The sequence below is a fragment of the Metabacillus hrfriensis genome (assembly GCF_030127205.1).
Lineage (GTDB): Bacteria > Bacillota > Bacilli > Bacillales > Bacillaceae > Bacillus_P > Bacillus_P dongyingensis.
Window position 1 is genome coordinate 4312386 of the sequence record NZ_CP126116.1, and the last position, 26146, is coordinate 4338531.

A 26146-nucleotide genomic window follows, 5' to 3' on the forward strand; every position below is an offset into this window, starting at 1 on the left:
TTATTATCATTATTCTGACAAATAAATTTGTACGGCTTCATCTTTTGTTGTTATTAAAGTTCCTTGTTCTGTATAAGTCATTTTGCCATTACTTACTGAATCTACTTTTTCAACATTGCGTAATAAAATACTATAAGAATCAGGCATATTGTTTGCTCTGAACGAAATCTTGCTGCCTTCTTTGATTGCGGTTACACTACCTGCTTTTTCACCATGAATGTTATAAATATCTGCTGCAGTTCCTTTTCCATCTGCTAATTCAAACACATGGAAAGTCACTCCATCTGCATAGTCATATTCTGCTTTGCTATCGATAGCTCCAACAGGTATGATTGAGTTTTCTCTTGCCATGAACGGCAAGCTCATGTAACCGTGTTCCTCGGTATGCCACTTCTCTCCTTGTATCGCTTCATTAGTCAAGAAGTTTGTCCATTTACCGTCTGGAAGGTAGTATTTAACAATTCCCTTTTCATTGAAAATTGGTGCAACCAATAGTGAATCACCAAACATATATTGTCTATCTAAATAATGACATGTTTCATCATCCGGAAATTCAAGTACCATTGGCCTCATCATCGGTACACCGGTTTGAGCTGATTCACATGCATTCCGATATAAATATGGCATTAGGCTGTTTTTTAATTTCGTAAAGGCCCTTGTTACATCAACCGCTTCATCATCGTAAATCCAAGGCACTTTGTATTCTGTATTTCCGTGATAGCGGCTATGGGAGGACAATAAACCAAATTGCGTCCAGCGCTTGTATAAGTCTGGAGTCGTGCCATGTTCAAATCCAGAAATATCATGGCTCCAATAGCTAAAACCGGATAAACTGAATGACAATCCGCCACGTAAGGATTCAGCCATAGATGGATATGTAGACCAGCAATCCCCACCCCAATGAACAGGAAACTTTTGGCTGCCAACTGTAGCCGAACGAGCAAATACAGCTGCCTGATCTTTTCCAAACTTACGCTCTAATAATTTAAAAACCACTTCGTTGTATAAATAAGTATAATAGTTATGCATTTTCATAGGATCTGATCCATCAAAGTAAACGACGTCGGTTGGTATCCGTTCGCCAAAATCTGTTTTAAAGGAATCTACCCCCATATCGATGAGCGCTTCTAACTTTTCTTCAAACCATCTGCAGGCATCCGGATTGGTAAAATCGACAATACCTTGACCAGCTTGCCATTTATCCCATTGCCAAACGCTTCCATCTGGCCGTTTCAACAAGTATCCTTTTTCCATTCCCTCTGTAAACAACTGGGACTTTTGACCAATATACGGATTAATCCATAAACAAATTTTTAATCCTTTATCTTTTAATCTCTTTAACATAGTTTCTGGATTAGGGAAAACACGATTGTCCCACTCAAAGTTGCACCATTCAAATTCTTTCATCCAAAAACAATCAAAATGGAAAACATCTAAAGGAATATCTCTTTCAATCATTCCATCTATGAAACTATTTACTGTTTCTTCATTGTAATTTGTTGTAAAAGACGTACTTAACCATAAACCAAATGTCCAGGCAGGCGGCAGACTCGGTTTTCCAGTCAAAGTTGTGTATTTCCCCAAAACATCTTTCATGGTCGGACCATTAATAATATAGTATTCGAGACATTCTCCTTCTACACTGAACTGCAATTTAGATACTTTTTCTGAACCAACCTCAAAGGATACTTTTTCGGGATGGTTCACAAAGACGCCATACCCCTTATTGCTCATATAAAATGGAATATTCTTATAGGCCTGTTCGCTGCCTGTTCCTCCATCTTCATTCCAGATATCAACGGTTTGGCCATTTTTCACAAACGCAGTGAATCTTTCCCCTAATCCGTAAATCAATTCGCCAACATCCATGGACAGCTGTTCGCGCATGTGGGCATTTTTTTGATCGGTTAATATATAACTCATCGCTTTACTTTCACTAGAGGTTAATTGCTTTTCATTATTATAAAATCCTAGATTCCATACATCTTTTTTGTTGAACTTTGCATGCAGGCTGCCACTGGAAAATACTATGTCATCTTCGGTTTCTTCTATTTCGATCGATACATCTTTTTTATTTAATTCAAAATGAGGTCCCTTGTTGTTGCTCCCCAAGTGATGAAACATTTTCACACAAATCACATCTTCTATTGGTGAAGATAATTGAATGGTCATCATACCGCCATCTAACGTTTTTCCTCTGTGAACGATATGATCGAAAGGAGCATATATCGTCAGGTCCTTCTCTGTTTTTCGAACATCATATACTTCCATTGGATATTGCAGGATATAACCTTCCTTATTTAACCAGTTTCCATTAGAGAACTTCATGTCCAATCCCCCTTTTTGTATTAGCTTTAGAGTAGAAATCAAGTAATATCAATAAAAAGAATAGATCTAAACCCCGTATTTCAGCCTCATCTTCGTTCGTTGATTAAACTAACTTTACGAGAAAATTCTATCACACGTTATTTTCACTTGCAAGCGTTTACTTTCAACAAAAAAATAAATGTTTTTTTGCAATAAAATAAGGATACCATGATATTTTTTTAATAAATTCCCTATTAAATATAAGAAATTAATAACAAAACCGAGATTTAACAAGGTGTTTTTATGAAATATTTATCATTTTTTTGTTAATTCATTGCCAAAAGTTAGTTTGGATATTAAACTTATTATATAAACCGGATATTCTTTAGAAAAAACGTTTCATTTTGGAGGAGTATTATGAAGGTGGCAGATAGATATTACATTCGTGAGATGAATGAGAATCTCGTTCTTGAAATAATCATTCAACAAGGTACAATTTCACGAGCAGATATTTCCAAGCTGTGCGGATTAAATAAAGCAACCGTATCATCTATTGTTAACAATCTTTTAGAAAAAGACCTAGTAAAAGAAATTGGGATTGGTGAGAGTAGCGGGGGAAGAAAACCGATTATGGTGACGTTTAATGAGAAAGCGGCATTATCCCTTAGTATCGATTTAGGTGACAATTATCTCTCATCTATTCTTACTTATTTAGACGGAACAATCATTTTGCAAAAAAACATTGATGAAATCATCATTAATAAGCGGACCGTCATGAAAGAACTTAAAGACCTCATTACTTATTATCTAGAGCAGGCTCCGCACACTACCTATGGTGTTATCGGTATTTGTATAGGTATTCATGGAATTGTAAATGATAATCAAATCGTATTTGCTCCATACTATAATTTCGAAGGTTTAAATTTAGTAGAAAATCTCGAAAAGGTTTTCACGATTCCAGTAAGATTGGAAAATGAAGCAAATTTGTCTGCTTTAGGGGAGAAAATATTTTTAACCAATGTACCAAATTTCGTTAGCATCAGTGTTCATACTGGGGTAGGTGCCGGAATTATCGTTAACGATGAATTGTTTAGAGGCTCAAAGGGATATGGCGGAGAAATTGGACATATGATTGTGCATCAAAACGGAAGAAAATGCCCTTGCGGAAACAGAGGCTGTATTGAACAATACGCTTCTGAGAAACGACTTCTAGAGGTGTACCGTAAAAAGAAAGGGCAAAAACAATTAACATTTGAACAGCTTATTCTCGATTACAAAAATAATGAACAGGAAGCATTAGACATCGTGAATACTTTTATCAATTATATAAGCATTAGTGTAAATAACATCTTTACAGCCTTCGATCCCGATGTCTTTATTCTCAACAGCCGGTTTACAAGTGATATAGATGGATTGGTCGGCTCTATAAAGGAAAAAATCAACAATAAAATGAATAGCGATACGATTATCAAAAGTTCAACTTTACGGGAAAAAGCCACTCTGTTAGGCGGCGTACATGTAAACAGCACATCTTTTTTGGATATCAAGCATTTCTCATTCCAAAATATGTTAAGTGACAGCTCACATCCAGCTTCAAAATAATATTTAGCTGCATAAAAAACGAACTTTAGAAAAAACAAGTTCGTTTTTTCTTCATTTATTCTCTTCATTCAGAGAAGCAAACAAAAACGTACATAAAATCAAAAAAACAATCGGGTGTCGGACTAGGGCTAAAGCAGGAAGGAATCAATAATATAACGGTTGATATAAGAGGAAAAACTAAAAATGGAGATATCTTTGAAAGAACAATTGTTCAATCAGTCTGCGTAGATTCAACGGGAAAAATATTCAGTCAATAAAACAAATCAAATCCACCATTTCCTTGGGTGGATTTTTACCATTTAAACCGATTTTTTCAAGGTGGGACTTTGCAGCTGATTGATTTTTTCATCTAGCTTTTGAATTTTCTTTAATGCAGTCTTTTCGCTAATTGTCCGGTAATGATGGCCTCCGCCTGGTTCCTCATCCATTTCATCAGCTAAGCGAACTACTTTTTGAAGTGAATTTTGATTAAGCGAGCCTTCCGGCAGGTAAGAATCTGTATGCAGCAAAATGGCCAATGCGATCTGTTTAGCAGATTGCGGGTCCTCCCCAAGACGGATCAAAAGCTTATGGGCACGTTCTGCACCTTTTATCGCATGTATATCATTCTCTTTATACTTTTCATAATCCCATTCCCCATCTGTGTACCACTCATAATGCCCAATATCATGAAGCAGGGCTGCCTTGGTTGCAAGATCGGGATCTACACCGTGCTGAATGGCTAATCTATATGCATGGTAGGTTACTGCAATTGCATGCGCTACTCCTGAACGCTGTAAATATTTTTGAGCAATTGGATGGGAATAAACCTCTGTCAATGTTACATTTCGCATGTAATCTCCTCCCTGTAAATAGTTTGAAACCGGTAATTTCTATATAATAAAGCTGAAGTATTTTAAAAAATATTTCTGTATACATTAACATAATACGGCATTTGCCGCAACAATCCTGTTATATTGTATGACATGATAACCAAATCTATCTAACTTCTTAAATATTTTAAGCAGGTATACTTGAGTTGCCTTTCATTTCGTGTAGAATTACACTATATCAAGGGAAAAGGAGCTCTTTCATGAAAAAACACGAACTAACCGCCAATCTATCTAAAAAAATGCTTCTAATCCGGACTGAATCCCGTTACACACAGGAAGAAATGGCTGAAGTACTTGGGCTCTCCAAAAAAACGCTCGTGCAGATTGAAAAGGGACGGCAGGAAGCATCATGGTCAACGATCGTTGCATTGTGTGCTCTCTTCAGACACAGCAGCATTCTTCAGCAGACTACAGGCGGTGACCCCTTAGATATTCTGCAGCTCGTTGCTCATCAAAAAATGCAGACCCGCAAGGAAAAGACACTTGGTGGAAAAATATGGTGGAAGGATGTTAATCAGATCAAAGGATTCAAACTCCAGCAAAATGTGATCAGCTTCCATTTTCGGATCATTGATGAAGACGATTATCGCTGGTACTCTTCCTTTGACCGGACAGAAATGGAAAATAAGCTGAATGAGCTGACAGATATCCATTTAACCTGACGATTTTAGAGTTTGTCTTTAATATATATATGTCAATTTTAATGAGTTGCCCTAGGGAAAATCATTAAAAATCATGTTGATATTGAGGATATAGAAAAGGGACGCCATTTGGACGTCCCAGACCGCTGTTTATCCTTTTGTTTGCTCATTCATTAGTGTTTTCATCTTCTGATTGTGTTCTTTCATCTGCTGTAATTTTGCATTCAGCATTTCTTTGATTTTGGCTTTGTCCTTGCTGTCGATTGCTTTCTTCCACTGCTCTCTCATCTCTTGTCTTCCTTGATGGTGTTTTATTTTATGTTCTCTGAAAGCTTCCATCTTCTCTTTCATTTGTTCCTTCGTTATTTCACCTTTTTTCACTTTCTCTTCAAGCTCTGCTATTTCCTGTTTTCTCTTTTCTCTAAGTGCATGATGCATCTCTCTTAAACCTGTTTTATCCAGCTGCTTGAAAAGCTCTTCTCTCTCCTTAAATACATTCTCCCATTCTTGTTTCGTTTCAGGTGAATACTTACTTACTAATTCAAGAATCTTTTGCTCCCGTTCAGCTTTTGTCTCATGCCAGTCCTTCTTCATTCCTTCATCATTTGCAGGCTCATGCTGCTCACTGATCTGCCATTTTTCTGTGTTTGCCATTGCAGTTGTTGGAATGACAAGTGCCAGTGCAGTAAAAGCAATAAGCCATTTCTTGTTTTTCATTTTTCCATCACTCCTTTTTCGTCTATCTTCCTTATCATGTCCAACTGATTCCGTAACATAATAAGAGAATTATGTGAAATCATGTGAAAATTATTTTAATAGAATTCTAAAGGGAAAACGGAGTGACTTGTGGAAATTCTTCTAAAAGGAGATGAGAAGAATGAATTCAAATGAAATTTTCAAAGAACAACTAACAGCCTGCTTTTTTGAAGATAATTGGTTTGCCTCCCTTGAAACAGCCCTAAAGGATTTAACCGAAGAACAAGCCTCGTGGAAACAAGAGGAAAACATTCATTCGATTTGGGAGATTATTAATCATCTGGTTTTCTATAACACAAGACATCTTCAACTTTTTAAAAAAGAGCCTTTGTCAAACAGTCACCCTGCTAATGAAGATACCTTCATCATCAAAGATGGTGATAATTGGCATGACCAAAAGGAGAAGCTTTTTCTGGTCATAAAAGAATGGATAGAGGAACTTGAAAAATTGTCGGAAGAAGAACTTCAATCATCCGTTCGAGAAGATAATAAAGAGCCGTGGATTTCCGTTTTGCTGAATGTAACCATCCACAATGCAAGTCATGTCGGTCAAATTATCCTTATCCGTAAACTCCAAGGAAGTTGGAAAAAGGAACTTAGTGTGTCTTGATACACGAAAAGGAGAGCCGGCTGCTTAACTCCTAGACAGAAAAGGATCCGTCAGTAAAAGCCGGTTTTGCTTTTACTGGCGGAGCGTTCTGGGAGGAGTTAGGAGGCGGAGCTAGACAATAGAAAAGCGGAATCTCCCGTTTTGCCCCGACAGACAGATAAGTCTTTGACAGAAAAGTCCGGGCTTGACTTTTTTTTGCAGAGATGTTCTGGCGGCTGAGCGGGGAGCCAGGCAAGTATAAAGAAACGGAACACCCATGTCAGGATGCTCCGCTCTGTTATTATATAAGTTCTTTTATGTCATATACTCTTCCATTTTCAATTGGACCGTTTAATAACTTAAGCAGTTCACTTGCTACAAATTCAGCGGATCTAAGCTTCCCTGATTCATGATATTCTTGAAACCTTGCCACTTCTGCAAAATCCTCAGGCAGTGTATTACGGATATTTCCCTGCATATCTGTGTCCATAATTCCCGGTGAAAATGATAGGACAGTGACAGGATGCTGTTCTTGTTTCTGTTCAAGTCCAAAAGCTTTAGTGAACATATCAAGCCCAGCCTTTGAGCTGCAGTAAGCATTCCATCCGTAGATTGGATTGTTGGCAGCGCCAGATGAAATATTGACTACCACTTTTTCGGCTTCTATATTCCTGGTTTTATCTGCAAAAGCATTTGATAATACCATTGGTGCGATCAAATTCAGCTGGACATGCGCTTCAAGTTCAGCCGCTTCTGCTTTCCCCACAGGCTTCATAGGGTCAACCGTACCCGCATTGTTAATCAGGGTGATCCTTTCTGCAGCATTCAAATCAATTTTTTCGAAAATTTCAGGGATCGCTGCTTCAACATGAGGAGCGTTTGATAAATCGCATGCTACAAATTGCAGAGCAGCATCTTTTTCAACAGCAAGACGTCTTAGTTCTTTATTCTCAGACCTTGAAAGATAAATAATTTGATGGTTGGGTTTCAGCAGCTGTTTTACAATGGCTTCTCCGAGTCCCCGGGATGCACCAGTAATAATCGTCGTATTCATAGTATCGCCCCTTCCTTCTTATCCTGTATTTTATCAAAGTTTTAAGCTGTCTAATAGAAATTAGATTCTAAATTATTTTCAGCTGACATTGTTTGCTGCATTAAAGAAATGCTTATACTAAAAAACTGCCGGGAATCTCCCGGCAGCTTAATTTCTTGCCTATTACTTTTTTAACTGATTGACTATCTCTTCACTTACCGCATTTTCTCCGCCAAGAACGTTAAATTCATCAGCTTTGATCGCCGCTAATGCTGCTTCTGTTTCAAAAGGAATGTATTTAGGCTTAACTAGAAGCATTGATGCATTTTCTTTGGCTGCAAGTACAGATCCGGCAAGTGCATCCGCAAAGTCCTCGCCTGTTGTAATAAACACCTTATTTGATGGATTGAGCTCTGTCGCAATGGCAGCAGCTGTTCCGTATCTGTTTTTTCCGTAATAGCGTTCAGGTTTTTCAAGCTGCTTGAATACTTTAGCATTTACTGCAGCTTCACCGCCTACTACGATTGTGCTGTCTATATTTTTTAATGCTTTCTTTGAAGCTGCTGGAAGCAAATTAGAATCCGTTAATAGGACTGGATATCCTTTAAGCGCTGCATAAGAAGCTATTGATAGCGCATCAGGGAAATTCCTTCCATTTGCTATGATCGCTTTTTCAGGTGCTCCGCCTAGAACAGCTGCAATGTTTGCTGCTGTTTCAAAGCGGTTATCTCCGCCAATACGCTGCACTTTTAAGTCCATTCCTTTTAGCTGGTATTTCACATAGTCGCTAACTGCACCTGTTCCGCCAAGAATAACTGCTTTCTCGGCACCAAGGCGCTTGATTTCTTCTTTCGCTGCTCTATTTAATGATCCCTTTTCTGTCAGCAATATTGGTGCATTAAGCTTATAAGCAAGCGGTGCACCGGCAAGCGCGTCAGGGAAAGAATCTCCGCGGGCAAGAACAACGGTTTTCGCTGTTTCCCAGCCTGTTTTAGAGATTTCAACAGCTGTTTCATAACGATTTTTACCCTTAATGCGTTTTACAGGAGTTTCATTTACTTCTGTTTCTTGAATAATTCTGCCTTCAACAACAGGTGAAACTGGATTGTTCTTAGCAAGATATGATGTAAAGACCTCATAATCTACTATAAATAACTCTGTCATACGGCCTTCATCTTTAGCTTTTTTAAACATCGTATAGCCGTCTCCGCCATCTGCTGTAAATGCATTGGTGGCAACTCTATATGTTTGCTTTGCATCAATTGCTTCAAATCCATTATCTGTTTTCGCTTCAGCAAACCAAACCCGGTCTCCGGCAGGCTTTGTTATGTCATACTTGAATTTAATACCTGATACTTGCAGGAAACGTCCTTCTCCTGTTTCTACTCCGCTTACACTGTGCTCAAGGGCATCCAGGATTTCCTGGCCTGTGAGGTCAAGTGTCACCAAGTTGTTTCCAAACGGCAAAACTGTCAGAACCTCGCCAAGCGTAATCTCTCCAGAATTGATGGACTCACGGATTCCTCCTCCGTTTTGAAGAGCAATATGCGTTTTTACAGATTCATTTGCTTTCGCAACCATTCCATCTGCAATAAGATTTCCTAAGTTTGTTTCTTTTGTGCGTACATCTGCACGTTTTCCGTTAAGTTCAACCGAAGTATTTCCAACTGCTTGGTTCTTAATTTCTTCAAGCGGCACTTTGTATTCTTCAACTTTTTCCTTTGCAGCAGCATCCTCAGCATAGTTTGAAAGTGTAACTAATTGACCATTATGACCAGTTACAACACCATCTTTGTTAAATGTCACATCTACTAAACCAAGGAAGTTTAAGTATTCGCCGGCTTGAACAATAACAGTAGGCTCTTCTTTCTCGATTAAAACTGGTGCATCCAATTTTGTATGAGAGTGGCCGCCTACAATTAAGTCAATTCCATCTACTTCTTCAGCAAGCTTTAAGTCTGGAGAATACCCTAAATGAGAAAGGGCAATAACTTTGTTGACGCCTTCTGACTTAAGCATATCGATCGTTTCTATTGATTTTTGAACAACATCTTCGAATACAACATTTTCTCCCGGGCTTGCAAGGAATGCCGTATCAGGTGTTGTTAATCCATAGATCCCTACTTTTTCTCCATCTATTTCTTTGATGATGGCAGGATAGATGTTTCCGCCTTCACCAGGTGTTCCGATTTCATTTTTGAAAAGGGGACCTAAATCAGCATCTGCTGTAACATTTACGTTTGAAGACACCATTGGGAATTTCATTTCATTTATAAAGTTTGCAAGTGTTTTAGAGTCTTTATCAAATTCATGATTTCCGAGTGTCATAGCGTCATAGTTCAGGTGATTCATAAAATGCAGATCAGCCAGTCCAAGATATTGGCGGAAGTATAGTGTTCCTGAGAAAACGTCTCCTGCATCAACAAGTAAACTGTTCTCTTTTTGACTCCGCAATTCGTTTACAGCTGTGATTAAACGAGGATAGCCTTCAACGTGTGCATGTGTATCATTTGTATGCATAATAGAAAGATTGAACTCGTCATCAGAAGATAGGTCAAACTGTCCAACATAAGCATCGTGGTCACTTGCACGGCCATGCTCTTCCATATATGGAGAGTTAAAGTTGACAATATCATATTCTGCACCGGCAGCCAGTTGATTCGATGCCAGCATGTGGTCAAGAACCTGTGCGTTGCCTTGGTAGTTATACGTATAGCGTTCAGCTGCAGGAAGGCTTTCAACTAAATTCGCAAGCTCAGAACCTTTTAGGATTTGAAGCGGTGCCGAGAATTCGAAGTCATTTAAATCTCCCATTACAACTACATTCGCATTTTCATTTTTTTCGTGAACATCTTTTACAAAAGAATGAACAATTTCAGCAATTTTCAGGCGCTGTTCTTCGCTGCCCAATACAGGAGGCTGATTTTTGCCGAATAGCGGCTGGTCTCCGCCTTTAGAGTTGAAATGGTTATTGATGACAATAACATCTTCTCCTTTAAAGGTGAATTGTGCAGCAAGCGGCTTGCGGCTGTCTTCAAAAGCCGGGTTTGTCGGATCGATTCGTCCAGGATTTAATGTCAATGAGCCATTTTCGTAAGCTACTGCCGTTGTTGCATCACCTTTTGTTCCTTCTGATAAAGTGACTCTTTCAGGATTGTACAGGTATCCAACACGGATATTCCCTCCTGGAACGCCGCCATCCTTTTTATCTTCTGGTGCAATTTCAGTAAATGCGTAAGCAGGACCGCCGTTAGCAGCAATTGCATCGCTGAGCGCTTTGTAGTTTGCATCTCCTTTTACTGTCCCGTCATCTGTTTCGCCGCTTTCATCCAGCACTTCTACCAAACCGATAATGTCTGGAGATTTTAAGTTGTTAACAACAGATTTAGCAAGCTTATCGCGTTTTTCCGTATCTGCTGCTGCAAAGTTTTCGATGTTATAGCCTGCAATCGTTAATTTATCTTCTTCTTTTTCGATTATTGTAACATCTGATGTAACTTCTCGCTCTGTCAATTCAGGCAGATTTGTTTCTTTTACTAGAATCTTAAAGTTGCTGAAGCTGTAGCTCACAACACCTGTAACAGTTCCGCTGAACTGATCTCCGGCTTTTGCCGCATAGCTGCGGTTATCTAATAATAAGAACATTTTCTCTGGGTTTTGATTATCTTTAGTTAGTAAAGGCGCGCCTTCTTTTGTATAGGCTTTTCCTTCTTCTTTTCCTGTAATGACAGGTACTTCACCATACTTTTGCGGACCGGTAACAGTCGGACTTTCAAGAGAAACACGCATACCTTCCAAGCTTTCATAAAAATCAATTCCATCTTCCTGCGGATCGAATGTGCCCAATTGGTCATTGTCGATTACTTCAGTCGGAGGAATCGCATCTTTGCCGATGGTGACAGCAGCTGGCAATGCTTGACCGCTTGACTTAATAGTTACATTTCCGTACTGAGCATTGATTTCTGTCATGGCAAGGTCCGTTTCAAGCTTCTCTGCATAGCCATCCAGGACCCATTCCTTTACTTGTCCATCTACTGAAACTAGATCACCGGCTTTTATGCCGTGTGACGGTTTGTAAACAAGAACAGCCTCTGATGTGTTTGCATTATCATCAGGTGACGCATCCTGCATATAGAAGTTGCTTGCATCGACTACATGGGTTGCTACACCTTCAACTGCTTTTACGTTCTGTGATTGATAAGGTGAAACATGGCCGGCACCTTGGATATCATGAATTCGCAAGCCTTCAATTCCTTCAAATGGCTTCGGTTCCTCAGGTGTTTCGCCATCGAAATTCATAGCAGTAGGGTTTTTAAGTCCTGGAACTGAAAAATAAGCTTCTAATGATCCAGTAATAATGACTTTTTTGCCCACTATATCAGGATTCGTTTTCAGACCGAATTTTGCCCGCAGCGCTGTTGGCAATTGAACAGGAAGAATTTTTGCCGGATCCGTTTCATCTGCCTTGTCTGCTATAGCAAAATTTGTATCAGCGCTAAAAGGCGCTTCAAAATCATAGCTGGTGCCACTGTTTGTATAACCGACTATATATCCTTCTACAGTACCTGTACCGGAGTTATTGGCGATCGCTTCTTGCACTGTTAAATTGGCTGCCGCTGATACAGTCGTGCTAAATGGAACAATATAACTGACAAGCAATGCCAAAATTGTTGTCAGAATGAACAACTGCTTTTTCATAATCTTCAACCTGATTCCTCCTCAAATTTAATAAAATTGCAAAATAAGCATATGTACCCTTTATCCGCTTATTTTAGCTGCCGCTAAACTAAAAACCGGAAAGTGATGATGGCCCCACAAAATGTAAGCGCTTACTGCGAAACACGTCCTAATACATCATCCATCGGAAAGGCTCCTTCGTTCTAAATCAGACGATTAATGAACACCTCCAAATAAACCTTGTTATTTAGCACTCTTTAAATATATCATTTTTTTGTCAAAAATTAACGAATTTACAGATGATTTGCAAAAAAACCACAAACAGTTAACAAAACGTAAATCCTTATTACCATAAATTAGGTTTTCCATCTGAACACTTCGTCCCATTTAAACTTGCAAAATAAAAAATACACGGACCATAAGTCCGCTTCAGCCAGCAGAACAACACGGATCGAGGATAGCAAGCCATGTTATTGGTTCAGGTATTAAGTTTCATATATTGCTCTTTTCAAGCGCTTTTAATTAATTTAATATTATTTATTTTTATCATATGACTTAATTGTTTGAAATCATAAAACAGAATTACCCTTTTTGTTGATTTTTACAAACGCCAGTTACATAATATCCATAAGGGTGAACTTTGATATAGTTAAAATAGGACCAATTTACTTGAAAATAGATCATTTTAAGTGATAAACGGAGTTAAAATCAAATAATATATTTTTTAAAAAGAAGCAGGTGAAATGAAATGAACAAACCGGCTAATGAAGCCTTTAAATACAATGCTGACCGTCTTGAAGATGTCGCTGACCGCATCAGCGAGGTTCTTCAATGCCCGATCACGATTGAAGATATAAATCACCGCCTTCTCGCATACAGCACACATGATGACTGTACAGACCCTGCGAGGATATCAACGATCATCGGAAGGCGCGTTCCGGAGAAAGTCATTAACAGTTTATGGAAAGACGGGACGATTCCAATGCTTCTGCAAACAGATGAGCCTATCCGCGTAAAAAACATTGAGGAAGTGGGTCTTGGCAACAGGATTGCCATATCCATCTGGAAAAACAATGAAGTTCTTGGTTTTATCTGGGCCTTGGAAATTAATAAAAGGCTGACAGATGATGAGCTTGAACTTTTAAAGAAAGCTGCTCAAGTTGTTAAAAATAAGCTTCTAAACCTGCATAACCGCAAATCGAAAAAGGAAGAGCGGAACCAGGAGTTTTTCTGGAAACTGCTTACCGGGCATATTAACAAGGAAACTGACATAATCAATGGCTTTCATGATATCGGCATTACCCCTCCCTCTCAGCATTCCGTTGTCTTGTTCCGTTTCAGCGATGAAATTAAAGATCCCACTGAAAAACAAATTAATTATCTGCTTCAAACAACTCAGCAGGTTCAAATTATCCTTTCTACTCTTGATCAGAATGAACTGATTATCCTGCTTGCGCCTAAAAGCGGCGAGCCTCTTTCGGATATTAAACAATTTGTCGACTGGACCATCCTTCAGCTTAAAGAGCGATTCATGATCGACGATGTGAAGGCGGCAATAGGAAGTATATATAAAGAAGCTGAGCAAATTGAACTCAGCTATAAAGAAGCAATCGCCGTTCAAAACATAAAAAAACGTTTTGTTTCAGAAACAGTCGGGCTCATCAGCTTTTCAGAACTGGGCATCTATCAATATTTGGATTTACTTCATGAAAAACGAAAGCAGGAAGGGTTTATAAACTATCCTCTTCTAAAACTGAAGGAATATGATGAGATGCATCACACAAACCTTATTGAAACACTGGAAGTTTACTTAGACAAAGACAGCAATGTGAACGATGCTGCCAAAGCGCTTAATGTACATGTCAATACATTAAGCTACAGAATCAAACGCATTTCGCAGATTGCCGAGCTTGATTTAAGAGATCCAAATCAAAAAATAACTGTATATCTTAACTTAAAGCTTGATAAAATGAGTTTGTGAAATTTCACAAAAGATCAGAAATCCTTTCTCTTTTTTAAACAAACAAATGTGTGAGAAAACGCTTTATACTAATCTCATATTCAAGAAATCATCACACATTTCAAGACAAGCGGCACAGTATAAACTGGCTGTTAAAGGAGGAAGGGTTTCAAATGATTATTGGAGTACCTAAAGAGATTAAAAATAATGAAAATCGTGTTGCATTAACGCCTGGCGGGGTTACACAATTTGTGGCAACTGGACATAAAGTACTTATCGAAAAAGACGCAGGAATTGGAAGCGGTTTCACAAATGAAGACTATCTTACTGCCGGTGCAGTAATTGCAGAAGATGTTAAGGATGTATGGGCTGCTGAAATGGTTATGAAGGTTAAAGAACCTTTAGCATCTGAATATGTGTATTTCCGCGAAGGACTTATTCTTTTCACATACTTGCATTTAGCTGCTGAACCAGCTCTTGCAGAGGCGCTTAAAAATAAAGGTGTTACAGCTATTGCTTACGAAACAGTAACAACTGGACGCACACTTCCATTGCTTACTCCTATGAGTGAAGTAGCTGGACGCATGGCAGCACAAATTGGCGCACAATTCCTTGAAAAACCAAAAGGCGGCAAAGGCATTCTCCTTGCAGGTGTACCGGGAGTAAGCCGCGGCAAGGTAACAATTATCGGCGGCGGTGTAGTTGGAACAAACGCTGCAAAAATGGCGATCGGCTTAGGCGCAGATGTTACAATTATTGATTTAAGTGCTGACCGTCTTCGTGAATTAGACGATATTTTCGGCAATCAAATTAAGACATTGATGTCTAACCCCATCAATATTGCAAATGCAGTTGCAGAAGCAGACCTATTAATCTGTGCTGTCCTAATCCCTGGTGCAAAAGCTCCGACACTCGTATCTGAAGCAATGGTTCAATCAATGAAACCAGGCTCAGTTATCGTTGACGTAGCCATCGACCAAGGCGGTATCGTTGAGACAGTTGATCACATTACCACTCATGATAACCCAACTTATGAGAAGCATGGCGTTGTTCACTATGCTGTAGCAAACATGCCTGGAGCTGTTCCAAGAACATCAACACTTGCTCTTACGAACGTAACAGTGCCATACGCTATGCAAATTGCAAACAAAGGCGTGAACAAGGCAATCGCTGACAACCTTGCGCTTAAAGCAGGTGTCAACGTTGCAAAAGGCGATATCACGTATGAAGCGGTAGCCCGCGATCTTGGCTATACATTCGTTCCTGTTGATGTAGCACTTGATAAAGAAATCGCTGTAAACTGATTCGATTAAAAATCTGATGAAATACAGAAAGAGCATGGAGGCTGCCTCCATGCTCTTTTTTTGACGTACTACTCCTTGTTCGGAGGTACAGCACAGCTTCCGTCTGCGCAAAATGCGTCATTACCGCTGTCTTCAGACAGGTCCTGCAAGGTTAGTTCAGGATTTTCTTCTTCCCAGACCTTCAGGAGCGCACCAGCAAATGTTTCTGCCCGCTGCGCCCCTGAAATCGCATATTTTTGATTGATGACAAAATAGGGCACTCCGCTTATGCCGTATTGCTGCGCAATTCCTTCATCATTTCGCACTTCAGCCGCATATGCAGTTTTGTCACCCAGAACTTCTAATGCTTTCTGCCGCTCAAGCCCTGATGCTTCTGCCAGATCTGCTAGGGTATGTTGTTCTCCCAGATCTTTATTATCTGTAAAATAGGCGTAAAGAAGGTTTTCTGTGATAGCCTCTTCTTTACCGTGTGTTTTAGCGAACTTTGCCAGGCGGTGAGCGTCAAATGTATTTGTTGGCTTCATCTTGTCAAAGCGGAAAGTCAGACCAGCACTTTTCGCCTGTTTCCCGATTCCGGCATTCGCTTCCTTCGCTTGTTCAATCGTCATGCCATATTTAGATGCCAATGCCTCATCAATTGTTTTCCCGCTGTTTAGTGGAGCATTTTGATCCAGTTCAAAGCTCTTATATACCACTTCAACTTGATCTTTATGCGGAAATTCAGCCAGCGCTTCTTCTAATCTGCGCTTCCCTATATAACAAAATGGACAGACAAAGTCAGACCATACTTCAATTTTCATAAGAACACCTCATTCATTCATAGATTGCTTCTATAGTAGCATAACCTATTTTAAAAGCGCAGGCGCTATGCTCAGTTCCGTTCAAACCGGGGAGTCAGGCCACCCTGTATATTGGTATCATTTCCTTAAACATCAACATTAAACTATGCTCATGCTCTGCCTGTTAATATGGAAAATTTCAGGAACAGCAATTCTTCAAAAAACGGCCTTTTTCTTATCTGAACATATCAAAGACTCTAATAAAAGTGGTAAGGTGAATATAAGAAAATAGAAACGGGGAATGAAAGATGAAGAAAGAACAGGTACTTCCTTACCTTGGCGCTGTATTAAATGCCTCAATAGTCGGACTTACCTTTTTATTTACAAAGCTTGCGCTTGAAGATGCTTCGCCGATCGATACACTCTCATACCGGTTTACACTGGGGTTTCTTGTTTTACTGGTTCTTCAATTCTTTGTGCCTATTAAAATGCCATCATTTAAGAATAATGGAAAATCTCTTGCTTTTCTGCTGCTGCTTGCTTTATTTTATCCGACAATGTTTTTTAGTTTCCAGGCATTCGGGCTGCTTTATACAACATCTGCAGAAGGCGGCATCCTGATGGCTTTTGCACCAATCTTAACCGCCTTGCTTGCTTCTGTTTTTTTAAAGGAAAAAACCAGCATGATACAAGTTCTGTTTATTTTCATGTCGATTTTCGGTGTTGTCTATATATTCTTCATGAAAGGGGCAGGCATCGAATTTAACAGTATGCTTGGATTTCTTTTATTGTTCATTGCCTGTTTATCGATTGCAGGGTACACAGTTCTTGCGAGATTTCTGTCTGTTTCATATTCGCCCCTTCAGCTTAGTTTTATTATGGTGACATTCGGGTTTATCTTTTTTAATCTGTACGCTATGATACAGCATTTGGCTGCAGGTGATTTTGTTCAATATATTTCGCTGTGGACAAACGTCCCATTTTTATTATTCACGTTCTATTTAGGTGTTTTTGCTACACTATTGACTTCTTTTCTGTCAAACTACATTCTTTCGAAAATTCCAGCTTCTCAAATGAGTGTGTTCGCTAACTTATCAACCGTCATTTCAATTGTAGCAGGAGCGGTTATCCTGAATGAAACCATTTATTTCTATCACTGGATAGGTGCTTTTTTCATTATCGCCGGGGTTATCGGAACAAACGCATTTAAACAAAAACGAGATTCAGCAGATGATACAGACTAAATGGATTCAGCAGGAAGGATGATATGAACTGTCGTTCCGCGTCCTTCCTCGCTTTCAAATAGAATCTCTCCTGCATGCTCTTCCCGGATGATTTTATAGCAAACCGTTAATCCAAGGCCCGTCCCTTTATCCTTTGTCGTATAAAAAGGTTCACCTAATTTCTCCATTCGTTCTTGACTTAAACCAATTCCTTCATCCGAAATAGAGATCCGAATGCTGCCATCTGCCAAACGCTCTATAGCAGTTTCCACGGTTCCTCCATCAGGCATGGACTCAATTGCATTTTTTACTAAATTTATAAAAACCTGTTTTAAATGATTTTTATTCCCGCTGACTTTAAATAAGTCTGCTTCGTGATTAAGCACAAGGCTGATGTTATTTTGAAGAGCACTGCTTTTCATTAGTGTCAGAACGTCTTCAATGACTGCTTTCAAGTCAACAGATAAGACTGTTTGCATTTGCGGCTTGGCAATTAAAAGCAGCTCGCCTACTACCTCGTTGATTCTGTCAATTTCTTCTGACATGACTCTTAAATGTTCGCCTCTCTGCTTCATAAGCTCATCTTCCTGCAGAAATTGCACAAAACCTTTTATTGATGTCAGCGGGTTTCGGATCTCATGAGCAATGCTTGCCGCTAATTCTCCGATGACGCTCATTTTTTCTGTTTTTAAAATAACCTCTGCATCCCTTTTCTTCTGTGTCACATCATTGCCGATGCAAAGAATATATGTCTCCCCTTCCAATCTTACAGGGATCTTTGTCACTTCAATCCACCTAGTATTTCCGGCTGAATCAATCGCAAGCTCAGGCTCCGCCCATTTCTCTGTTTCCCCGGCAAGAATCCGAAGCTCTTCATCGCGGATTTTCTTGATCTGATCCGGCTGATTATTAAAGTCAGAATCAATCTTTCCTATTAACTCATGTACTTCTTTACCGTATAAAGCGGACATTGCCTTGTTAATCAGAACAAACTTAAGCTCATGGTTCTTTACATAAATATAACTTGGGTTTAAATCCATTACTTTGTGAAGAAAATCCTTCTGATCCCTCAAATCCCTGTTCATCAACTGAATTCTTTTTGAATGCATGTTGAAGTAAGCCATAAAGATAATAAAGGTCGAGAGAACCGACCCAAAGCTGGATAAAAAAAGCGGAACCACTTGATAGCCTGATAGAATACCATTAAAAAAGACGAATAAAATCGATGTGCAGAAAAAAATACTGAATGAACGCAAATCCTTATTAGTAAGTTTCTTCGACACAACGATAAGCATAATGATGTTTATAAATACAAAAAAGACATTCAAATAGTACGTCCAGTTTAACGGTCCAAAAACCGGATAATAATGATCCGGGAAAAAGTCATCCTTTATCATTTTTAAACCGGATACTCCATATGAAGTTAAATTAATAGCAAAAACAGCCAGGCTCCAGATAATGAGCATGATGAGTATTTTAATATTAATAAAACGGAACCACTGCTTTTTTTCGGCTTCGTTTTCTTGATTTATCATTAAGTACATAAAATAAAATAAAATCGGCATGATCATAATCGACCCAAAACGACCTATTTGAAATAAAGTTTCTGCTGTTTCCATAGAAAATAAATCAGTGCCATATAAAAGAGCAACGTCTATTTGCCAAATAAAAAGCATGATTAAGAAATAAACGATCGCTCTTGATAAGATGGTTTTCTCATTCATATATATAATCATCCCAAGCAGCAGAGGGATGAGAGAAACAAGGCCAAGCACAGTAAAGTACATTGTAAGTCACTCCGAACTTTCGTATGAAATTGCCAACCTTCTCATTATAGACGAAGTTTGGAAATTGCGGCTATCTCATTTTTTCCTGAGGCTTCCGTATTACCTGAGTACGTCCAGTTTCAAGTCAGATTCATACCCCTAAAAAATACACCTGAATCATACAGGTGTATTTTTTCAATCCCATGTAAACCGCTCTTCTTTCCACGGATCTCCATTCATATGATACCCATTTCTCTCCCAGAATCCAGGGTGATTGTGTTCTGTAAACTGGATTGCACGTATCCATTTTGCACTTTTCCAGAAGTACAAATGCGGAAAAACAGCTCTGAATGGAAAACCATGCTCCGGCGTAAGCGGTTCTCCGTTATGGGAATGAGCAAGCAGACTCGTTTCCTTTAGGAAATCATCAAGCGGCAAATTTGTTGTCCAGCCCTCCTCGGCATGGAGAATGCAATAGTTCGCGTTCTCATGCAGTCCCAAATCCTTCACGAGCTCTCGGGTGCTGATTCCTCTCCATACATTATCAAGCTTGGACCATCCCGTTACGCAATGAATATCGTTGCCCTGATCGATTTGCTTCATCTCCATCAAATCTTTATATGTAAATCTCTTAGGATGATTAAGTAAGCCAAATACTTGCAGATCCCATTTGCTTATATCCTCGTAATTAGGAACATTGCCTGCGTGAAGAACTGGAAATTTGGTTGTGACATGCTGATTAGGCGGAACCCGATTGGGATCTCCTTTGCTTTTGACTTTGCCGAAATACATATTGATACCTCCTCTTTAGTTAACTTCAATAAAATAAAGTTGACATATTTAACTGGATTCAGTACTCTTTTTATAGAAAGATACACAGCATCTATGGGGGATGAGAGAATGAAAAATAAATTAAAAGCTTATGATTTAGCACTCGTCGGAATGTTTGCAGCTTTAATGGCGATTGGTGCAAACCTCACTTCATTTTTAACAGTTGGAACGGTTCCGTTATCGATGCAGCCCTTTTTCTGTATTTTAGCAGGTTTGCTGCTCGGAAGCAGATTAGGCGCATTATCTATGATTGTTTATGCACTCGCAGGAATAGCAGGTGCACCTGTCTTCGCACAGTTCAGCGGAGGAATTGGAGTTATTTTCGGCAGTACCGGCGGGTTTATTTTATCCTATATTGCTGCTGCTTATGTAGCAGGCAAAATTATTGAAGCAAGCAAAAAACCAGCACTTTCCGTTTTTTTCCTTTCATCATTTGCAGGAATTGCTCTTATCTATATTATCGGAACGTCTTATATGTACGCAGCTCTTAATTATTGGCTGAATGTTGAAATGAGCTATACTGGCGCATGGCTTGTGATGACGTGGTTTATTGTGAAAGATATAATCTTTACAGCCATTGGCGCTGTCATTGCTCCACGCATTTATACAGCTGTAAATAAAGCTTCGAGACTTGGGAAGCATCGCGCTGCCTGATCTGAAAGATACGTATGAAAAAAACACATGAGAAATCATGTGTTTTTTATTTGATCTCACCCTTATTTTCTTCAAGATATTTTAATTCTTCGTCTTTGGACAGCACGCCTGTTGCTTTGCCTATCGTACCGCCCTGAAGGCTCCATATTGCATTGTGGTCTCTGTCAGCATCTGCATAATCATTTTCAAGCCATCTGCTGAGGATATCCAAATATAAATCCGAGTTTTCAAAGGCTTCTTTGTCGCTTTCAATTTGTTTGATTAAATAAAGAATTCTCTCTTCCGTGATTTCAAAGTGAATCCACTTATCTTTGGCCTCCACTTTTTGGTGAGACATCCCGTGCAGATATTTTTGTATTTGATCTTCTGTAATCGTCGCTCCGCCTACTGGAAATGGGTTATTGCTTAAATCTATTTCAGCAAGCTTCTCCGAACTTTCATTAATTGTCTTATTTACTTGTTCTGTACTTTGTACAGGTGTAAGGATCGTTTCGGTGAAAATATAAAAAATAACACCCGCACAGCATAGCAATAATATCATTGCACCTGTGAGAAACTTATGCTGTTTCATCCATTTCATTCACTGCACCCCTATCTTTTTTATACTAAATAGTTCTATTCATCTATTTATATCTCCTTCTCCGGTAAAGATTGTTGCATAACTAGACAAAATCCGATAAAATCTTACAGTATCCTAGATTTCATGTATAAAAGATTCCTAAATTGGAAAATACTTAGTGTGAGATCTTGTGAAAGAGGTGAGCTTACATGACAGTATTGCAAATGAAGCGCTATTTCTTAAATGAAAAAGAACGCGAAACATACGAGAATACTCTTTTAAAAAGACAGCCGGAACTATTAGAGAGAATCCTGGAAATGGATGACGAAGAGTTATTAGAGAGATTGAAATAAGAAAAGCGAAGCTTAACATCATAGAAAAGCTCTGGCGCCTGTCAGGAGACAGAGCTAAGCATCGAAATAGCAGAGAAAAGGCCGCCCTGTTTATATGCAGGCGGCCTTTTCTCTTTTTCTATTAAAGGACAATTGCCGCAATCCATCCGAAAATAACCAATGGAATGTTATAATGCAGGAATGTCGGCACACATGTATCCCAAATATGATCATGCTCTCCGTCAGCATTTAAACCCGACGTTGGACCAAGTGTGCTGTCAGATGCAGGTGAACCTGCATCACCGAGCGCTCCGGCAGTACCTATGAGTGCAATGGTTGCCATAGGGCTAAAGCCCAGCTCAAGGCAAAGCGGTACAAAAAGAGTCGCAATAATCGGCACTGTTGAGAACGATGAACCGATCCCAGTAGTAACTAAAAGGCCTACAAGCAGCATTAACACCGCTGCAAGCGACTGATTGCCGTCAATTAAATCTGCAGAAGTTTTCACCAAAGAATCAATATGACCTGTTTCTTGCATAACAGCTGAAAATCCTGAAGAAGCAAGCATGACAAATCCTATAAATGCCATCATCCTCATTCCGTTAGTCAGAAGCTGATCCGCTTCGTTCCATTTCATTGATCCTGTTGCATAGAGGACAGTAATTCCGGCCAAAGCGCCGAAAATCATCCCTTCTACTTCTAGTTTCTGAGAAAGGAACAACTGAACACTTAATGAAACAACAATTGCCAGAATAGCAAAAGACACACTTTTTTTCGTATAAACAACAGGAGTCTGTCCAGCTATTTCTTTTGTCTCATACATACGTCTCTTTCTGAACGTAAAGAATGAAATGACTAAACCGACGAGCATACCTGCAGAAGGAATCAGCATCGCCTGAGGAATATCCTTCAAACTTACAGTTAAGCCGCCTGCTGCTATACTCTTTTGAAGAATACCATGGTATATGGCTCCGAATCCTACCGGCAACAGCATATAGGGTGTAATTAATCCAAATGAAATGACAATGGCAATTAAACGGCGGTCCAACTGCAATTGATTCAATACCTTTAATAAAGGCGGGATTAAGACAGGTATAAATGCGATGTGAACAGGTACAACATTTTGAGAGAAAATAGATATAATCAATATAATCATGATAATAAGTACTTTTGAAAGAGTTTTCCTTCTCTCTTCTCCTTCTTTACCAACTAGCTTAATAGCTGCTTCCACCATTGCATCAGGCAAGCCTGTTTTTGACAGAGCAACAGCAAATGCGCCAAGAAGAGCATAACTCAGGGCAACAGTCGCGTTCCCGCCAAGACCGCCTGTAAATGTTTCAATTGTCGCTTTTAAATCCAGTCCGCCTGTTAAACCTCCAACAAGTGCGCCTGCCACTAAGGAAAATACAACATTTACCCTCAGCAAACTTAAAACAAGCATGACCAAAACAGCCAAAATAACTGCATTCATCTATAAAACCTCCGGAATCTTCTTACTTTAGTATGCTAATGTATTAGTGAGATAAAATTCAATAGAATTAAAATAACATATTTTCTTTTTTAGTGTCAATGTTAAAATTTTATTATATTAGCAGACTAAAGGATTATAGAATAAGGATGGATTTATTTTGAATGATGCAATCTTTCCGAAAATGAATGAATCCATTCCATTTCCATACAAAAAAAGGCACTGAAATCAGTGCCTTCCCCCGTCATTAAACCTCAAAACGTTCTACAAATGCTGCAAGTGTCCGAGCCATGACACCAGTGCCGCCAGAAGGTCCAAGATCATCTGCATTCGAAGATGTCGCTGTTCCTGCGATATCTAAATGCACCCATGGAGTACCTTCTGCAAATTCTCCAATAAATGTCCCCGCCATGATGGCATGGCCTTCACGTCCAGGGGAATTATTCAAATCCGCCATTTTACTGCCGCGAACTTTATCAATGTCTTTTTTTGTAATCGGCAATCTCCAGATTGGCTCCCCGCATTCATGGGATGCCTCTAACACTTGCTCAAATAATGCTTCATTATTTGTCATCGCACCTGTTGTATGTGTTCCTAGAGCAATGATGACTCCGCCTGTCAATGTCGCAACATCTACTAAATAATTAGCGCCATGATGCTTGGCATATGTGATGCCGTCAGCAAGGACTAATCGGCCCTCTGCGTCTGTATTGAGCACTTCAATCGTTTTTCCGCTCATCGAAATGATGACATCATCAGGCTTGAAAGCATTGCCGCTGATCATGTTGTCAGTTGATGGAATGACAGCGAGTACGTTTTGTTCAGGCTTCAGTTTTCCAATGATCTCCATCGCTCCTAAAACAGCTGCTGCTCCACCCATATCCGATTTCATTCCGACGATGCCGTCTTTCGGCTTAATTGAGTAACCTCCAGTATCAAAGGTGATGCCTTTACCAACCAGACCAATCACATCTGTCCATTCTTCTTTTCCCTGGTATTTAAGAACAATCATTTTCGGCGGTTCATCAGATCCCTTGTTCACGGCAAGGAGAGCACCCATTCCAAGCTTCTCCATATCTTCTTTTTCAAGCACTTCATATTCAAAACCGTATTTTCCAGCGATATCCACAGAGTATTTAGCAAGTTCCGTTGCAGTTAAAATATTACCGGGCATGTTGACAAGCGTTCTTGCAGAGTTTGTTCCTTCTCCGAATGCAGATCCAACTGCAAGACTTGAACGTATTTCGGCATCATCCTCATTTGAAATGATCGTAACTTGGTTGATGTTTCGTTCCGGCTCATTTGATTTTTGTTTATAGTCCTGTATTTTATAAGTAGAAAGCGGAAGAACTTCTGCTAATGCGTGAGCAGCTTCGTTTGCCTGAACATGTTCACTTGTGAATGTATCAAGAACGATTGAAAAAGATTGAATTTTATCTTTTTGCAGCGATTTGAACAGCTTCGCAAAAGACTCTCTTGCAGCATCAAAATCATATTCCTTTTCTTTGCCAAGGCCTGTAAAGTAAATTCGTTTTGCGCCGATTTTACCAAGAGTATGTACTTTCGAGATTTCTTTCTTATTGGCAGAAATATCCCCCTCTTTTACAAGCACTGAAAAATGACCTTCAAGCTTTTGGTCAAGCTCAGCTAAGGGGCCATCAAACGAGCTTGTTTTTTGAAATAATCCAAAAATGATTGTTTCTTCGTTCCATTTAATTGATGATTGAACATGAAACATGAAAACACACCTCCATTAATAGTTAGGTTTTCCATGCTCTTCTTCAAGGTATAGAAAAAGAGCAGGCAATTTAGGCAGCTGCCCGGCTTTTTCAAAAGAAACCGACTGAATGCCGGAAGGAATAATTACCAGACATTCTTCAATGAATGCATTTACTTTTTCAAGGTCCACTCCCCAATGGAATGGGCGGTAGGACTGTATGTAAGAGTGTCCTGCTTGCATCATGAGCCTTGCTCCTTTAATATTGCCATATTCGTAATGATAAATAGCAACTGTCATTTGCAGCAGCCCTTTTAGAAATAAGTTATCCTTCTCCGTCAGCCAGATTAATTCAAGCAAATCATGGCAAGTATAATAATCGCCTTCATTAAAATGGATAAAAAACTGATAATATTCTATTGGGTAAAGAGTCACGTGGCATGCACTCCTCTCTGACCTTATTGTATCAAAGGATAAAAAGTTTTTATACTATTTGAACAAATGACAGAGGATAAGGACATGTATGCATGGAACTATACCATACAGTCAATTACAGAGTATTTATATTTGAACGGAAAGGATGTCCGACCTCATGGAGATACTACTTAATTTCCCGCTGCTAGCTTCCCTGACAGCCATTTTCTTTGCACAATTTGTAAAAGTGCCGATAACGTATATTGCGACTCGGAAAGTTGACTGGTCTCTTATTTTAAGCACTGGGGGAATGCCCAGTTCCCACTCTGCGGCTGTTACGGCACTTGCAACAGGGGTCGCTCTTGATAACGGGCTTGCCTCTTCCCTTTTTGCTGTTTCAGCGGTTTTTGCTATCATTACAATGTTTGATGCCACTGGAGTAAGAAGACACGCCGGAGAGCAGGCCACAGTTCTTAATAAACTTGTAACTGACTTTAATACATTTGTCGGCGAGGCAAAAGCATGGCCTCAGCAAGAAGAAAAAGAAAAACAAAAGAAATTGAAAGAACTTCTGGGACATCAGCCTATTGAGGTATTCTTCGGAGGATTAACAGGAATTTTATTGACCCTGTTCCTTCACTATCTATTCATTATGTAAGGAG

21 protein-coding genes are annotated in these 26146 nt (G+C 39.3%); 9 read left to right on the plus strand and 12 right to left on the minus strand.

From position 1 onward, the window contains the following. Positions 1 to 9: 9 nt before the first annotated feature. Entirely contained in the window at positions 10 to 2328 is a 2319-nt protein-coding gene (gene yicI, locus QLQ22_RS21450) for an alpha-xylosidase (RefSeq protein WP_284015521.1), read from the minus strand. A 396-nt stretch (positions 2329 to 2724) separates the two neighbouring features. On the opposite strand from yicI, the gene QLQ22_RS21455 reads away from it, so the two are divergent. Next, complete coding sequence (locus QLQ22_RS21455; protein ID WP_284015522.1) at positions 2725 to 3909, plus strand: ROK family transcriptional regulator; 1185 nt, start codon at positions 2725 to 2727, stop codon at positions 3907 to 3909. A gap of 299 nt (positions 3910 to 4208) precedes the next feature. Here the strand turns inward: QLQ22_RS21455 and QLQ22_RS21460 are convergent, their stop codons facing one another. Continuing rightward, positions 4209 to 4742: an HD domain-containing protein gene (locus QLQ22_RS21460; RefSeq protein ID WP_223437939.1), complete on the minus strand. Its 534-nt coding sequence runs from the start codon at positions 4740 to 4742 to the stop codon at positions 4209 to 4211. Positions 4743 to 4981: 239 nt separating this feature from the next. On the opposite strand from QLQ22_RS21460, the gene QLQ22_RS21465 reads away from it, so the two are divergent. Further along, on the plus strand, positions 4982 to 5443 hold the full coding sequence (locus QLQ22_RS21465) for a helix-turn-helix transcriptional regulator (RefSeq protein ID WP_223437941.1): 462 nt from the start codon (positions 4982 to 4984) through the stop codon (positions 5441 to 5443). 129 nt (positions 5444 to 5572) lie between these two features. On the opposite strand, the gene QLQ22_RS21470 is transcribed toward QLQ22_RS21465, so the two are convergent. Beyond that, positions 5573 to 6139, minus strand: coding sequence for a hypothetical protein (locus tag QLQ22_RS21470; RefSeq protein WP_223437943.1), 567 nt, complete (start codon positions 6137 to 6139; stop codon positions 5573 to 5575). 160 nt (positions 6140 to 6299) lie between these two features. Between QLQ22_RS21470 and QLQ22_RS21475 the strand changes: the two genes are divergently transcribed. Then, positions 6300 to 6788: a DinB family protein gene (locus QLQ22_RS21475; protein ID WP_252207357.1), complete on the plus strand. Its 489-nt coding sequence runs from the start codon at positions 6300 to 6302 to the stop codon at positions 6786 to 6788. A gap of 280 nt (positions 6789 to 7068) precedes the next feature. Here the strand turns inward: QLQ22_RS21475 and QLQ22_RS21480 are convergent, their stop codons facing one another. Both QLQ22_RS21480 and QLQ22_RS21485 read right to left on the minus strand, forming a co-directional pair. Beyond that, on the minus strand, positions 7069 to 7821 hold the full coding sequence (locus QLQ22_RS21480) for a (S)-benzoin forming benzil reductase (protein WP_223437947.1): 753 nt from the start codon (positions 7819 to 7821) through the stop codon (positions 7069 to 7071). 162 nt (positions 7822 to 7983) lie between these two features. Continuing rightward, positions 7984 to 12498 carry a cell wall-binding repeat-containing protein gene (locus QLQ22_RS21485; protein WP_284016916.1) on the minus strand — a complete coding sequence of 1505 codons (4515 nt, stop codon included), beginning with the start codon at positions 12496 to 12498 and terminating at the stop codon, positions 7984 to 7986. Between the two features lie 727 nt (positions 12499 to 13225). Between QLQ22_RS21485 and QLQ22_RS21490 the strand changes: the two genes are divergently transcribed. Beyond that, entirely contained in the window at positions 13226 to 14458 is a 1233-nt protein-coding gene (locus QLQ22_RS21490; protein ID WP_284015523.1) for a sporulation transcriptional activator AdeR, read from the plus strand. Positions 14459 to 14610: 152 nt separating this feature from the next. Next, the gene (gene ald, locus QLQ22_RS21495) at positions 14611 to 15741 is read left to right on the plus strand and encodes an alanine dehydrogenase (protein ID WP_223437952.1); all 1131 of its coding nucleotides are present in this window, start codon (positions 14611 to 14613) and stop codon (positions 15739 to 15741) included. A gap of 68 nt (positions 15742 to 15809) precedes the next feature. On the opposite strand, the gene QLQ22_RS21500 is transcribed toward ald, so the two are convergent. Continuing rightward, a complete protein-coding gene (locus QLQ22_RS21500) occupies positions 15810 to 16541 on the minus strand; it encodes a DsbA family oxidoreductase (RefSeq protein WP_284015524.1) in 732 nt (243 codons plus the stop codon). Positions 16542 to 16828: 287 nt separating this feature from the next. Here QLQ22_RS21500 and QLQ22_RS21505 point away from each other — a divergent pair, with 287 nt between their 5' ends. Next, positions 16829 to 17764 carry a DMT family transporter gene (locus tag QLQ22_RS21505; RefSeq protein WP_223437957.1) on the plus strand — a complete coding sequence of 312 codons (936 nt, stop codon included), beginning with the start codon at positions 16829 to 16831 and terminating at the stop codon, positions 17762 to 17764. Here QLQ22_RS21505 and QLQ22_RS21510 read toward each other — a convergent pair. Then, positions 17761 to 19530, minus strand: coding sequence for an ATP-binding protein (locus QLQ22_RS21510; protein WP_223437959.1), 1770 nt, complete (start codon positions 19528 to 19530; stop codon positions 17761 to 17763). The genes QLQ22_RS21505 and QLQ22_RS21510 overlap by 4 nt on opposite strands. Positions 19531 to 19704: 174 nt before the next feature. Continuing rightward, on the minus strand, positions 19705 to 20301 hold the full coding sequence (locus tag QLQ22_RS21515; protein ID WP_223437961.1) for a sulfite oxidase-like oxidoreductase: 597 nt from the start codon (positions 20299 to 20301) through the stop codon (positions 19705 to 19707). A gap of 108 nt (positions 20302 to 20409) precedes the next feature. Between QLQ22_RS21515 and QLQ22_RS21520 the strand changes: the two genes are divergently transcribed. Continuing rightward, a complete protein-coding gene (locus QLQ22_RS21520) occupies positions 20410 to 20994 on the plus strand; it encodes a biotin transporter BioY (protein ID WP_223437963.1) in 585 nt (194 codons plus the stop codon). Between the two features lie 46 nt (positions 20995 to 21040). On the opposite strand, the gene QLQ22_RS21525 is transcribed toward QLQ22_RS21520, so the two are convergent. Next, positions 21041 to 21574 (minus strand): DUF6241 domain-containing protein, encoded by a 534-nt coding sequence (locus QLQ22_RS21525; RefSeq protein ID WP_284015525.1) that lies wholly within the window; start codon positions 21572 to 21574, stop codon positions 21041 to 21043. A 188-nt stretch (positions 21575 to 21762) separates the two neighbouring features. Between QLQ22_RS21525 and QLQ22_RS21530 the strand changes: the two genes are divergently transcribed. Further along, positions 21763 to 21906 carry a hypothetical protein gene (locus tag QLQ22_RS21530; protein WP_223437967.1) on the plus strand — a complete coding sequence of 48 codons (144 nt, stop codon included), beginning with the start codon at positions 21763 to 21765 and terminating at the stop codon, positions 21904 to 21906. 121 nt (positions 21907 to 22027) lie between these two features. Here QLQ22_RS21530 and QLQ22_RS21535 read toward each other — a convergent pair whose 3' ends face one another. From QLQ22_RS21535 to QLQ22_RS21545, 3 genes are all read right to left on the minus strand, one after another. Then, positions 22028 to 23356, minus strand: a complete 1329-nt coding sequence (locus tag QLQ22_RS21535; RefSeq protein ID WP_223437969.1) for a Na+/H+ antiporter family protein — start codon at positions 23354 to 23356, stop codon at positions 22028 to 22030. 244 nt (positions 23357 to 23600) lie between these two features. Further along, complete coding sequence (locus QLQ22_RS21540) at positions 23601 to 25091, minus strand: leucyl aminopeptidase (protein ID WP_284015526.1); 1491 nt, start codon at positions 25089 to 25091, stop codon at positions 23601 to 23603. Positions 25092 to 25106: 15 nt separating this feature from the next. Beyond that, the gene (locus tag QLQ22_RS21545; RefSeq protein WP_223437973.1) at positions 25107 to 25505 is read right to left on the minus strand and encodes a DUF309 domain-containing protein; all 399 of its coding nucleotides are present in this window, start codon (positions 25503 to 25505) and stop codon (positions 25107 to 25109) included. A gap of 157 nt (positions 25506 to 25662) precedes the next feature. Here QLQ22_RS21545 and QLQ22_RS21550 point away from each other — a divergent pair, with 157 nt between their 5' ends. Then, positions 25663 to 26142 carry a divergent PAP2 family protein gene (locus tag QLQ22_RS21550; RefSeq protein WP_284015527.1) on the plus strand — a complete coding sequence of 160 codons (480 nt, stop codon included), beginning with the start codon at positions 25663 to 25665 and terminating at the stop codon, positions 26140 to 26142. Positions 26143 to 26146: the final 4 nt, after the last annotated feature.

Excerpts from the sequence above, each read along its gene's own strand:
- QLQ22_RS21475 (WP_252207357.1), top strand. The coding sequence starts at position 6,300 with ATGAATTCAAATGAAATTTTCAAAGAACAACTAACAGCCTGCTTTTTT.
- QLQ22_RS21490 (WP_284015523.1), top strand. The coding sequence starts at position 13,226 with ATGAACAAACCGGCTAATGAAGCCTTTAAATACAATGCTGACCGTCTT.
- QLQ22_RS21515 (WP_223437961.1), bottom strand. The coding sequence starts at position 20,301 with ATGTATTTCGGCAAAGTCAAAAGCAAAGGAGATCCCAATCGGGTTCCG.
- QLQ22_RS21540 (WP_284015526.1), bottom strand. The coding sequence starts at position 25,091 with ATGTTTCATGTTCAATCATCAATTAAATGGAACGAAGAAACAATCATT.
- QLQ22_RS21505 (WP_223437957.1), top strand. The coding sequence starts at position 16,829 with ATGAAGAAAGAACAGGTACTTCCTTACCTTGGCGCTGTATTAAATGCC.
- QLQ22_RS21480 (WP_223437947.1), bottom strand. The coding sequence starts at position 7,821 with ATGAATACGACGATTATTACTGGTGCATCCCGGGGACTCGGAGAAGCC.
- QLQ22_RS21485 (WP_284016916.1), bottom strand. The coding sequence starts at position 12,498 with ATGAAAAAGCAGTTGTTCATTCTGACAACAATTTTGGCATTGCTTGTC.
- yicI (WP_284015521.1), bottom strand. The coding sequence starts at position 2,328 with ATGAAGTTCTCTAATGGAAACTGGTTAAATAAGGAAGGTTATATCCTG.
- QLQ22_RS21465 (WP_223437941.1), top strand. The coding sequence starts at position 4,982 with ATGAAAAAACACGAACTAACCGCCAATCTATCTAAAAAAATGCTTCTA.
- QLQ22_RS21530 (WP_223437967.1), top strand. The coding sequence starts at position 21,763 with ATGACAGTATTGCAAATGAAGCGCTATTTCTTAAATGAAAAAGAACGC.
- QLQ22_RS21550 (WP_284015527.1), top strand. The coding sequence starts at position 25,663 with ATGGAGATACTACTTAATTTCCCGCTGCTAGCTTCCCTGACAGCCATT.
- QLQ22_RS21500 (WP_284015524.1), bottom strand. The coding sequence starts at position 16,541 with ATGAAAATTGAAGTATGGTCTGACTTTGTCTGTCCATTTTGTTATATA.
- ald (WP_223437952.1), top strand. The coding sequence starts at position 14,611 with ATGATTATTGGAGTACCTAAAGAGATTAAAAATAATGAAAATCGTGTT.
- QLQ22_RS21460 (WP_223437939.1), bottom strand. The coding sequence starts at position 4,742 with ATGCGAAATGTAACATTGACAGAGGTTTATTCCCATCCAATTGCTCAA.
- QLQ22_RS21520 (WP_223437963.1), top strand. The coding sequence starts at position 20,410 with ATGAAAAATAAATTAAAAGCTTATGATTTAGCACTCGTCGGAATGTTT.
- QLQ22_RS21470 (WP_223437943.1), bottom strand. The coding sequence starts at position 6,139 with ATGAAAAACAAGAAATGGCTTATTGCTTTTACTGCACTGGCACTTGTC.
- QLQ22_RS21525 (WP_284015525.1), bottom strand. The coding sequence starts at position 21,574 with ATGAAATGGATGAAACAGCATAAGTTTCTCACAGGTGCAATGATATTA.
- QLQ22_RS21510 (WP_223437959.1), bottom strand. The coding sequence starts at position 19,530 with ATGTACTTTACTGTGCTTGGCCTTGTTTCTCTCATCCCTCTGCTGCTT.
- QLQ22_RS21535 (WP_223437969.1), bottom strand. The coding sequence starts at position 23,356 with ATGAATGCAGTTATTTTGGCTGTTTTGGTCATGCTTGTTTTAAGTTTG.
- QLQ22_RS21455 (WP_284015522.1), top strand. The coding sequence starts at position 2,725 with ATGAAGGTGGCAGATAGATATTACATTCGTGAGATGAATGAGAATCTC.